General features: G+C 56.0%; 13 protein-coding genes. 7 read left to right on the top strand and 6 right to left on the bottom strand.

What is annotated here, in order from left to right; all coding sequences use genetic code 11:
- Positions 1–116: 116 nt before the first annotated feature.
- From JUE67_RS07985 to JUE67_RS07975, 3 genes are all read left to right on the top strand, one after another.
- On the top strand, positions 117–497 hold the full coding sequence (locus JUE67_RS07985; protein WP_203627465.1) for a DUF1694 domain-containing protein: 381 nt from the start codon (positions 117–119) through the stop codon (positions 495–497).
- Between the two features lie 15 nt (positions 498–512).
- The gene (locus tag JUE67_RS07980; RefSeq protein ID WP_203627467.1) at positions 513–1,490 is read left to right on the top strand and encodes a DUF2785 domain-containing protein; all 978 of its coding nucleotides are present in this window, start codon (positions 513–515) and stop codon (positions 1,488–1,490) included.
- A gap of 251 nt (positions 1,491–1,741) precedes the next feature.
- Positions 1,742–2,617 (top strand): helix-turn-helix transcriptional regulator, encoded by an 876-nt coding sequence (locus tag JUE67_RS07975; protein ID WP_203627469.1) that lies wholly within the window; start codon positions 1,742–1,744, stop codon positions 2,615–2,617.
- A 343-nt stretch (positions 2,618–2,960) separates the two neighbouring features.
- Here the strand turns inward: JUE67_RS07975 and JUE67_RS07970 are convergent, their stop codons facing one another.
- From JUE67_RS07970 to JUE67_RS07955, 4 genes are all read right to left on the bottom strand, one after another.
- Entirely contained in the window at positions 2,961–3,461 is a 501-nt protein-coding gene (locus JUE67_RS07970; RefSeq protein ID WP_125697252.1) for a universal stress protein, read from the bottom strand.
- Between the two features lie 55 nt (positions 3,462–3,516).
- Positions 3,517–3,807 (bottom strand): hypothetical protein, encoded by a 291-nt coding sequence (locus tag JUE67_RS07965; protein ID WP_203627471.1) that lies wholly within the window; start codon positions 3,805–3,807, stop codon positions 3,517–3,519.
- Positions 3,808–4,218: 411 nt separating this feature from the next.
- Positions 4,219–5,496, bottom strand: coding sequence for a replication-associated recombination protein A (locus tag JUE67_RS07960; RefSeq protein ID WP_203627473.1), 1,278 nt, complete (start codon positions 5,494–5,496; stop codon positions 4,219–4,221).
- A 73-nt stretch (positions 5,497–5,569) separates the two neighbouring features.
- Positions 5,570–6,022 (bottom strand): YueI family protein, encoded by a 453-nt coding sequence (locus tag JUE67_RS07955; RefSeq protein ID WP_203627475.1) that lies wholly within the window; start codon positions 6,020–6,022, stop codon positions 5,570–5,572.
- 83 nt (positions 6,023–6,105) lie between these two features.
- On the opposite strand from JUE67_RS07955, the gene JUE67_RS07950 reads away from it, so the two are divergent.
- Entirely contained in the window at positions 6,106–6,708 is a 603-nt protein-coding gene (locus JUE67_RS07950; protein WP_203627477.1) for a DUF1054 family protein, read from the top strand.
- Positions 6,709–6,718: 10 nt separating this feature from the next.
- Entirely contained in the window at positions 6,719–7,732 is a 1,014-nt protein-coding gene (locus JUE67_RS07945; protein ID WP_203627479.1) for a TMEM175 family protein, read from the top strand.
- Between the two features lie 278 nt (positions 7,733–8,010).
- Here the strand turns inward: JUE67_RS07945 and JUE67_RS07940 are convergent, their stop codons facing one another.
- On the bottom strand, positions 8,011–8,631 hold the full coding sequence (locus tag JUE67_RS07940; protein WP_203627481.1) for a hydrolase: 621 nt from the start codon (positions 8,629–8,631) through the stop codon (positions 8,011–8,013).
- A 104-nt stretch (positions 8,632–8,735) separates the two neighbouring features.
- Here JUE67_RS07940 and JUE67_RS07935 point away from each other — a divergent pair, with 104 nt between their 5' ends.
- Positions 8,736–8,933 carry a helix-turn-helix domain-containing protein gene (locus JUE67_RS07935; RefSeq protein WP_203627483.1) on the top strand — a complete coding sequence of 66 codons (198 nt, stop codon included), beginning with the start codon at positions 8,736–8,738 and terminating at the stop codon, positions 8,931–8,933.
- A 111-nt stretch (positions 8,934–9,044) separates the two neighbouring features.
- A complete protein-coding gene (locus JUE67_RS07930) occupies positions 9,045–9,659 on the top strand; it encodes a hypothetical protein (protein ID WP_203637114.1) in 615 nt (204 codons plus the stop codon).
- Positions 9,660–9,870: 211 nt separating this feature from the next.
- On the opposite strand, the gene JUE67_RS07925 is transcribed toward JUE67_RS07930, so the two are convergent.
- On the bottom strand, positions 9,871–10,146 hold the full coding sequence (locus tag JUE67_RS07925) for a hypothetical protein (protein ID WP_203627486.1): 276 nt from the start codon (positions 10,144–10,146) through the stop codon (positions 9,871–9,873).
- Positions 10,147–10,148: the final 2 nt, after the last annotated feature.

Genomic DNA, 10,148 nt, shown 5'->3' with positions numbered 1-10,148 from the left:
AGTGGTGAGCGCGGAGGATGGATACAAGTACGGAGGCCGCACTAGCTGCTCAGACCGCCCAGCCCGCACCGCACCCATGAAATGCTATAATGGAACGCGAAAGGCAGGTGGGCACGGTGGCAGAAGATCTGAATGATTTTATCAAGGCGAAGGCATTGGGCCTGTCGACGATCAAGCCGGATGAAAAGCGCGAATTCCTTGGCAATTTTCGCGAGCGGGTGGCGATGGCGGTCACCATCGGCCAGCTGCATGATCCCCGCATTTTTGACCTGCTCGACGAGGTACTCACGCGATATCCGCAGTACCGGATCTATCTCAATGGCCTGATGAACCAGGCCCTGATCACCCAATACATGCAGCAAGCCCTGGCGTATGATTATCCGTTCACCATCATGGCCCAGCCGGGGATGCGGGTGAAAAAAACGCCGCTGGTCAACGATTTTGGCTGGGTGCTTGCCCATCCGACTGAAAAGATCAGCCGCCCGATCTTGCTATGACAGAAGGAGGCTCATATGGCAACTGAACAAGAGGCCGTGCAAACGGTCAAAGACGCGATGCAGACGCTTCGAAAACAATTGCTCGATGGCAAGGTCTTCAAACACTTGCCAGATGCGCTGGGTGAGATCTACAACGCCCGGCCGGCTTTTCAAGAGACCCCGATCACCACACCGGATGATGATATGCGTGCCCTCGCGCGGATCTCGTCGATCAGCAAGCGCATCAAAGGGAGCAACGATCCCAAGATCAGCGATGAAGAGTTGAGTTTTCTCATGGACCACCTGGCGAGCCTCAGTCCTGCGGTACGTGACAAGGGCGTCTTTTTCCTGATGGGTGATCTGTTTCAGGCGGATGCCTTCACCGTTGCCCAGATCGATTGGTTGGCCACGTATCTCCAGCAACCCGATGTGCTGTTCGCGCACATTCTCGAGCCGCAAAATGATGCGGTCTTTCTGCGCAGTTTTGCGGTGATGTTGCTATCCGGCCTCGTGTATGCGGACAGCCGCTATCACGTGCTATCGGCCGAAGCGTATGAGGCGCTCACGCTGAATTTTGCTACCTACATTATCCTCGAGCGCGATGGGCGCGGCTATGTCGATCCGCAGGGGTGGGCGCACGCGTACACGCATATCGGCAACCTCGCCGATGAGTTGAGTCAGGTCAAGGCGCTGAGCCGCGGGCACAAACTCTTCCTGATGGCCACGGTGCTGGAAGGGTGGCAGCGCATGGATGATGCCCTGGTCTTCGGCGAGGATCAGCGCATCGCGGGCTACCTGACCAACCTGGCAGTGAAGCATCAGTTTTACGCGGAGTCGCTCGTGATGTGCTTAACGAGTTGGCAAAAACGCGTGACGACCATGCGACCACGCGAATCGGAGGCGTTTTGGAACCGCTGGTACAACCGCTCGCGCTTGCTGGAGGCGCTGATCATCCGCTCTGACATGCCGAAGGGTGTCATTGACTATTTACAAAAAATAATCGACGTCTATTAATTTCGTCTGACTACGTGAAAATTTCCGCAACCGCATCTGATCGATTGATGCGGTTTTTTATATTCTGTTATCTTTACGCTGAAACACAATCTTATAAATTTTTTTGTTTGCTTAGACTTCAATGATACGCGCCGATACGCGCCCGAAAAAACTAGCCAAAACTCATACTCGCCAGTATAATAATGTTATGGAAAAAAGAGCGTAGGGAACTCGCCTGCCTGACGCAGGCACCAGCTAAGGGAGTGTAAGTCATGCAACGAGAACAGGGACCACTGCGGATCTTGGGGGAAAGGGTCCGCTACTATCGCAAACTCAAAGGCCTTTCGCAAGCCGAGTTGGCCAAGGATATTTGCACCCAGGCGACCATCAGCCTGATCGAAAAGCGCAACAAGGTGCCGAGTATGAATATCTTGATGCGTCTGATCGGGCGGCTGGATATCACCATGGATGATATCGTCGTCGCTAATCACGACAGCATTCAGCAATCACTCAGCGACACTGACAAGGCATTGCGCCGCGGGGCTTATCCCCAAGCCGCCGAGTTTTTGGCCAAGGTCCGTTCGGAAAAACTCACCACGGAAGAGGACAAGCGCCGGTTCAACTATTACTCGGGGATGGTGGAGCTTTTTGCTCATAAAGCCCCAGACGAGGCGATCTATTACTTCGGCCGTGTGCTGACGCCGATGTTGGTCAAGGACCGCGATCTGCTCACCATCATGGCGACGCTGGGCCTGGGCCTCGCCTATGCCGAAAAAGGGACACATGAACGCGCACGGGTCTATATCGACCAGGCGCTGGCCCTGCTTCATGATGCGCCTTTTCCGGAAGGCCGCTACCTCGATGTTGTGATCACGATCTTTTGGCACATCAGTCGCGTCTTTTTCGAATTAGAAGAGTATGCGGCCGTCCTGACCAATGTGAAAACTGGCATCGACTTTGCAACAAAACACGACAGCCTTTTTCTGCTCGACGAATTGTACGCGCTCCAGGCACGGGCGTATGATGCCTTGGCCGATAAGCGCGCAGATGAAAATTATCAGATCGCCGTGGCGCTTGCCCGGGTCAACCACTCGCCGCAGCTGTTAGCAGCCCTGGAGACTGAGACCAGCCGGCGCGAACTGGCGTGAAAGATGCAAAAGATCGCCCCACCAGACAGAATTTAGTGTCTGGTGGGGCGATCTTTTTGGTGTGGCGGGCGAAACGCAAGCTGCGCTACGCACCCTTATAGTTGGGCTTCGGCCCGCATGTCCGGGACATCTAACTGTCTCGTGCACTCGAGGCGAAGACCGCCTCAAGTGCACGAGACAAGTTACCTGCCCGGCCAGCCCGCGGGCCTCCGCACCCTTTTCCAGTTGGGCTTCGCGGGGCAGGGGTGAGACGTCTAATTGGGACTGTCACTCGGGGCTAAGTGCGGCCCCAAGCGCCATTCCCAAATTAGCCGCTCACCCCAAAGCGCCCCGCTACGCACCCTTATTTCTTTGGCGCCTGTTTCTTTGGTGCCTTGGTGGTTGCCAGGGCCGGCTTGTTGTTCAAGTCGGTGCGGACCACGAGGACGTCGCATTCGGCGTTGCGGGTCACGTATTCAGTGACGCTGCCGATCAACAGACGTTCGACCGCATTGAGCCCAGTGGCGCCGATCATGATGAGATCGATCGAGAGCTTCTTTGGCAGATCGCGGGCGATCAGTGTTTTCGGCGCGCCGTATTCGATGCTATAGGTGACCTTTTCCAGACCGGCCTTATGTGCTTGGTCGATGTAGTCTTCCATCGTCTTTTTGGCGGTAGCGGCCACTGATTCCACCATGTTGGTATCAAAACTCGACACGTTCGAGAAAGAGCGTGTGTCTACCACGTTGACAAGATCGAGTTCGCCGTCATTTCGTTTCGCGACGGCAACCGCCTTCTGGAAGGCAAGCTCGGATTCATAAGAGCCGTCGATCGCGACCAAGATATGCTTGTATTGTTGTAACATTGCCATCACCTCCGCTTTAATTGTACTTTATTGGCGCATGAAATGAAACCAGACGCTATTCTTCGTCATCTTCGATCAGGGTTGGCAGGCGCAGCCCAAGTACGCCGACACTCACCGCGCCAATCAAAAGCGCGAGAATATCGACGATTGCGTTTTGCCAGATCACCGGCACTAAGGCGATCACACCGGCAATCAAAATGAACCACGCATAGTTGCGTAAGGCCTGGCCCGTTTTTTCCGACACGGTCTGGCGGGTGAGAAAGCCGTGTTTTTTATACCCAAACAGGTAAGCGGCGAGCGCAAAGAGTAAGATGGCGTACAAGACAAAGACGATTCTGATCAGCATAAGCGGGTCCCTTCGTGTGCAAAAATTATCATGAAACCATTGTAACAAAGCCCTGCGGCAAAACAACTGCGCGGCTGATTGCTGGGCAAAGAAAAAACCGGCAGATGCCGGCCTAAAGTTTGCACTTTATACGAAAGCCTAGTGGTGCCGTTTTCTTCCCGTTAAGTTGAAACCCGCTTTTCAGTAGGTGGGACTAGACGACATGCACGTCAGTCATTCAGTGAAAGAACAACACGATGCCTGCCACTTCCGGTCCCAATGTGGTGAGACTGTTCGGTCAACTGATAGATGGGAAGCGCGCACACCTTAGAACTTCCATGACTCTATGGTAGCACTGAACCGCCGATCGCGCAAGAATCCTTGCTTGGGCGAAACCGCTTTAAAAGACAGAATGGCGGGAATGACAGCGCTTCATTTGCTGCGTTTTTCCAAATCGTGCAGGCGGGTCAGTTGGGCGGCCAAGGCCTGTTCATACTTGCCGGTATTTTTCGGCGCGTAGTAGTGATGGCCCACCAGCGTATCCGGCAGATATTGTTGTTTGACCCAGCCGCCTGGAAAATTGTGCGGGAGCTGATAGCCGACCCCGTGGCCCAACGCTGCGGCGCCTTTGTAATGGGCATCGCGCAGATCGTCGGGAATACTGCCGGCGTGGCCCGCTTGAATGTCGGCCAGCGCGGCATCGATCGCGCTCATCGCACTGTTGCTTTTCGGCGCGAGGCACAGATCGATCACGGCGTTGGCGAGGGGGATGCGCCCCTCAGGCAAGCCGAGCCGCTCCGCCGATTGAATCGCGGTGAGCGTTCGGCTCGCGGTCTGAGGGTTGGCGAGGCCGACGTCTTCGTAGGCGATGACTAAGAGACGCCGCAAAATACTTGGCAGGTCGCCGATCGTGATCAGTCTTGCGAGGTAATGGAGGGCCGCATCGACATCGGAGCCGCGAATCGATTTTTGAAAGGCGGAAATGATATCGTAATGCGCGTCGCCATCGGCATCACCGGCGATGGCGCGCTGCTGAAGCGATTCGTGCATCACGGCCAGCGTCAGGTGAATCTCATCGTCCGTTTCCGGTGTGGACAACGTCGCAAGCTCCAGCGCGTTCAGGGCACTGCGCAGATCGCCGTTGGTCGCGGTGGTGAGAAACGCGCGCGCATCCTCATCCAGGCGGACCGGGTAGCTACCGAGGCCGCGTTCCTTGTCGGCCAGCGCCCGGTCGATCGCCGCGCTGATATCGTCAGGCGTCAGCGGGAAGACTTGGAAGATCTGCGACCGTGAGCGGATGGCAGGCAAAATACTCATGTAAGGATTTTCGGTGGTCGCGCCAACTAGGACGATGCTGCCACTTTCAAGAAGCGGCAGCAAAAAGTCCTGCTTTGTTTTGTCCAGCCGATGAATCTCGTCCAGCAGCAAGATCACGGTGCCGCTCATCTTGGCTTCCTCCGCCACGATCTGAAGATCTTTTTTCGTGTCGGTGGCCGCGTTCAGCATGCGAAAGGCGTATTTGGTGGTGCCGGCGATCGCGCTGGCGATGCTGGTCTTGCCCGTGCCAGGCGGGCCATATAGAATCATTGAACTCAGGCGTTTGGCCACCACCATTCGGCGAATGATCTGGTCGGGGCCAACAAGGTGCTGCTGACCGACGACCTCGTCCAAGTTGCGTGGCCGCATGCGATATGCGAGTGGTTGTTGCATAATATCCCTTCTTTAATGAAGAAAACGCGCAGGCGACTGCCGCGCGTTTTGTGTCCTGCATTGTCAGGTTGCGCTAGTGCTCACCAAACAGCCGGTCAAACAGGCTCGGTTTGTCCTTTGGCGCCTGGGCCGCCTGCTTTGGCAAAAAGATGTCGGCGTGATCGATCGCCTCGTCGCTGGTGATCAAAAGGCCGCACGCGGTTTCTTCAGGCTGCGCCGTCTCATCCGAAACAAGGGTGAATGGCAGGCCAAGCTGCGTCGCTTCTGTCATGTAAGGGGCAGTGAGCTCAGCCGGCAGTTTGCCATTGAGCAGGAGTTTGAAATTCGCCTGCGCCGCATACTGTTTGAGCAGGGGCTGCACCTGGGCCAATGTGGTTGGCTCGCGCAACGTTTGATTGTCCACAAACAGCGCGGTGCGCTCCCGCAGCGACCCGAGGTAGTGGCGTCGTTCGTCAGGCTTGGTCTGCGGCGGGCCGTACAGCGCGGAGTTGAGGTGGTCTTGCATCTGGTTTTGGTCGTCTGCCATCGGGATCCTCCTTGGGGGCTGTTATCGAATGCTCAAAAGCGCTAACATAGGTCCTATCTAGTATAGCAGAAAGGGTGAACGCCGTGTTTACAACGGCTGACTTTACCATCTTCGAAGACCCCACCTTGGCCGGGCGGTTAGGAAAAATTCGCACGTTGCTCGATCCTAAATTCGTGATCGCCGGCCAAACGCTGGCGGATCAGCTCGCCGCCGAGGGCCTGCCGACGCAGACCGTGCATCTGGCCAAACATCTGCGACGGCACAAAAATCCGCCGCCGGATACTTGGCTGGCGCTGGCGACAAGTACCCGCGGGTATAAAATGCAGCCGCACATCGAGGTGGGGCTGTGGGATGATCGCCTGTTTGTGTGGCTGGCGCTGCTTCAGGAAAGCAAGGCCACTGGGGTGAAATTCGACCTTGCGCGCCTTGGCGCGCAGGCGGACAGCTTGCCGACTCAGTTCGAGCTTTCCGGGGATCACACGCAAAAGGCGGTGCTGCCACTTGACGCGACGAATTTTGCCAAACTCAGCCAGCGCTATGCGACCACGCAAAAAGGGGAGCTGCTGATCGGGCAGACGTATCTTGCCACGGATCCGTTGTTCGCCGCACCGGATGAGTTGTGGGCCGATATTCAGCGCCGAGTGGGGATGCTGGCGCCGCTTTACGCCGGGTTGTTAGACGCATAGGAGGGCACACATGGAAAAATTAAAGAACAGGCTGGACGCCTTCAGTGATGCGATCATCGCGATCATCATCACGATCATGGTGTTGAATATTCCGCCGGTCATGCATGATTCCTGGGCGAATTATCTGCAGCTGGGCAAAGCGGTCGGTATTTTCCTGGTCAGTTTTATTTTCGTGGCCAATATGTGGTATCAACATGGGACCGCGTTTTCCGAGATCGAGACGATGACGTACCGCATCCTGATTCTCGACATGGCTTTCTTGGCGCTGCTGGCGCTGATGCCGCTGTTCACGAACATGATGGCCTTGCACACGACACGCGTGTCGGTGATTCTGTATGGCGGGTTGCAGGTCGCGGTCAACTTCCTGTTTCGCTACCTCGCCAAGGCAATCGTCCATTTGCAATACACGGAAAAATCTGAGATGCAGAAGGTCTACACCAAGATCTACGGCACCGCCAACCGCTACTTGGACTTGATGAGTCTGGCAATGTTGGTCGTCGCCTTTTTCCTGCCGGATTTTGCCGTCATTTTCTACCTGGCGTATCCGATTCTGATGTTTTTGCTCAACAGTCAGGCGCGCCAGCAGATGTACGATGTGGCGACTTTGCCTAGCGACCAGCAAGCGGATTTCGTGTCATTGACAGCCGATGGGGTGCGCGATTTTCGCAAGGCCTGGCGTGAAGCCTCGGGCCGCACGAGCGGGTCGCTGCCGGGCCGCCAGCCCAGGACGACAGGCGGACAGGAACCTGGCCGCGGGTCACGCGCGACGACTGCAGCTCACGAGACACCGGTTGAAAAACGCAGGGCGGATGGGGGCGACGCAGACGTCTTCAATCTACATCAATGGTTAGATACGAGTGTTGATCCGCGCTGGCGCCATCAGGTCGAGCGGCGTTTTGATCATATGTCGCCGACCGAGCAGGCCCAATTTGAGCAGAAAATGGGCAAGTGGTTCGAGTTGCAAAAAGCGGCGCGGGAGCAGCGATTGCAGGCGTCCAAGGACGAGCAAAAACCGCGAGAATGAGATGAGCGGTTCTGGGGCGCCGTGTGTCGGCGTTTGCCCAAAACGCAAAAAAGGAACTGGGCCAAAACTTTTTGTTTTGGCCCAGTTCCTGTATGGTGCACTAATGTTACTGCAGTGTCGTGGGCCAAATGTCCGGGTCCGAGCAGCTAAGGTCCCAATCACCTGGTCCAAAGTTCGAACCTGGCGCTTGGAACACTTACCTGTCGGACCCAAGATCGACATTTGTCCCACTTCCTTTTGCGTCTCATCGCGTTTTTGGTAACCGCGCGCGATCGTCGCTATTCCAGTGAGATAAAGTCGCCGGCTCCAAGTAGCAGCTGGACAAAATCTGGGACGGTGGCCGTGCGATTCCAGTCGCGCTGCCATTCACAGGCCAACTGGGCATTGGTGGTCAGCTCCGCGCCGGCTTGGGCGATGCGCGACAGGGCCGTTTCGTGCGCCACAACGGAGGTTCCGCCGACCGCATCGACAACCGGATGGACATAATAGCCTTCTCGCAAGGCGTCGAGCGCTGGAAAAGTGAGGCAGGCTTCGGTCCACAAGGCAGCCATGACGAGGTGCTTGCGGCCAGTGTTTTTAACGGCTTCGACAAAGTCTTGGTCTTGCCACGCATTGATACTGGTGCGGTCGATCGTTGGTGTGCCTTCGAGCAGTTTTTTCAATTGGGGCACGGTGTCCTTGTTCCGGCCGGTAGCGACGTTCACGGTCGACAAAATGATCGGCACTTGATACGCTTGCGCAAGTTTCACGGTCATCTCGATATTGTTGATCAAGGTCGGATGGTCGATCGAGCGAATCGAGCTGATCTGGGTCGGCTGATAATCGATCACGAGCAGCGCACTATTTTCCGGTGTCAGCAGGCGGTCTTCAACAGGATCTCTTCGTGGATAGCTGGTCATCTGAAATCTCCTCCTTAAAAAACGTAATCTATTAGACAAGATGATTATAAAACGACGCCGGGGAAAGCGGTAACAATATGCTCAGCCGGACAAGGAGGTCCACCATGACAGTGACGCTCAAATACTTGGTCGAACATGGCGTCACCCGCGCCGAGCTTGCCAGGCAGATCGGCTTGGCCCCAACCACGGTGACGCGTGTGTTGCGGCAGCAGCGAACGACGACCGTGACGAAGCGGAAGGTCAAGTCCTATTTGCGGCAACTCAAAAAAGGGACACGCCAAATGCCACCTGGACTTGAGTAATCCGTCCAGAAAAGAATAGCGCTGGGGACGGCGATCGCAGTCGGCGGGAAAACACCTTTGGCCACCATCGGACTTCCCGCGCAAGTTGGCAAACAGGGGCCGGTTCTCTTTTTGGATGAATCCTTTACCGACCCGACCCAAATGGTGGTCTCGCTCACTGCTTGGGCGGAAGGCGCCCGGTTCAGTCAGTCCTTGACGGAAGGCCTCAATCCTGCGGGCTGGTATCCTGGGGCGGAATCAAAGGCGCATATCGCAAGTCCCCAGCGGTTGAATAAGGTGCTCGGTCAAGTCGGTCGATCGATGAAAGCACAACTTCTGTGGTTGCCTTTCCGGACGTTTCAACTGGCAAGTGGCAAGCAAGATCCACTTTATCCCTACCTGATCGCGATTCTCGCACGCGTTCTGGCCATCAACGCATCGGCTTTTACAGTCGTCCTCGATCAGCGCTCCGATATTAAAGTCGAGCAGCTGACCGCAGATCTCCGGCATCTGGCCGCATTCATCTATGTTGAAACGGGTCGGCGCGTGACACTGCAGGGGCTGCTCATGGATTCAAAGAAAAGTTTGGGTGTGCAGACAGCCGACTTCTTGGCTTTTGGGGGGATGCATCTCCTGATGCCAGCGCTTGCGGCGTTCCACATCAGACGCTTGGAGTATGACACTTTGATCGGGGAGCCCCTGTATCAACGCTACACGCGACTGCATCGCGAGTTTGCCGAGCGGTGAAGATTGGGGTCAGGATTTGTCGGGGGTGTTCGCAATAAATGCCAGGTCTCGATTTGGGGACTTGGCATTTCGACGTGGGCAGGGCACTTGGATCGAATGAAGTTTTCCTGGTTGTGGAAACGCAAAAACGCCAACCGACAAAGATCCTCGGTTGGCGCCTCGAGACACACTAAACAGGCCTTGAGAGGCGTTGTGAACGCTGACGAAAAACTTATTCTTTGCCCTCGGCACGATCGCCCAAGAGTTCCCCATAGCGGAAGCACATCGCACAACACCCACCTGCGATGATCACCCAGCTGCTTTGATCGGCGGGCATGCCATGGTTCCAGTACGCGAGGTAGCACGCGGCCAGTAATACGACGAAAACGGCTCGCAGCATTGCCCGAGGAACGGCATGGGTGAGGTGGCACGTGGTCAGCCCGCTATAAAAGCCGATCGCCAGTGTCAACGTTGCAAGCATCAACGTCGCAGTGTCTGGTCCCATCATGC

The organism is Lacticaseibacillus mingshuiensis (genome assembly GCF_016861785.1).
GTDB lineage: Bacteria > Bacillota > Bacilli > Lactobacillales > Lactobacillaceae > Lacticaseibacillus > Lacticaseibacillus mingshuiensis.
Note: the sequence above shows the minus strand (reverse complement) of the source record. Positions and strands in the feature narration are given on the sequence as shown.

What these genes read in the sequence shown, in the direction of transcription:
- JUE67_RS07945 (WP_203627479.1), top strand. Translation starts at nt 6,719, where the DNA reads ATGGAAAAATTAAAGAACAGGCTGGACGCCTTCAGTGATGCGATCATC.
- JUE67_RS07935 (WP_203627483.1), top strand. Translation starts at nt 8,736, where the DNA reads ATGACAGTGACGCTCAAATACTTGGTCGAACATGGCGTCACCCGCGCC.
- JUE67_RS07955 (WP_203627475.1), bottom strand. Translation starts at nt 6,022, where the DNA reads ATGGCAGACGACCAAAACCAGATGCAAGACCACCTCAACTCCGCGCTG.
- JUE67_RS07925 (WP_203627486.1), bottom strand. Translation starts at nt 10,146, where the DNA reads ATGATGGGACCAGACACTGCGACGTTGATGCTTGCAACGTTGACACTG.
- JUE67_RS07980 (WP_203627467.1), top strand. Translation starts at nt 513, where the DNA reads ATGGCAACTGAACAAGAGGCCGTGCAAACGGTCAAAGACGCGATGCAG.
- JUE67_RS07970 (WP_125697252.1), bottom strand. Translation starts at nt 3,461, where the DNA reads ATGTTACAACAATACAAGCATATCTTGGTCGCGATCGACGGCTCTTAT.
- JUE67_RS07940 (WP_203627481.1), bottom strand. Translation starts at nt 8,631, where the DNA reads ATGACCAGCTATCCACGAAGAGATCCTGTTGAAGACCGCCTGCTGACA.
- JUE67_RS07975 (WP_203627469.1), top strand. Translation starts at nt 1,742, where the DNA reads ATGCAACGAGAACAGGGACCACTGCGGATCTTGGGGGAAAGGGTCCGC.
- JUE67_RS07960 (WP_203627473.1), bottom strand. Translation starts at nt 5,496, where the DNA reads ATGCAACAACCACTCGCATATCGCATGCGGCCACGCAACTTGGACGAG.
- JUE67_RS07965 (WP_203627471.1), bottom strand. Translation starts at nt 3,807, where the DNA reads ATGCTGATCAGAATCGTCTTTGTCTTGTACGCCATCTTACTCTTTGCG.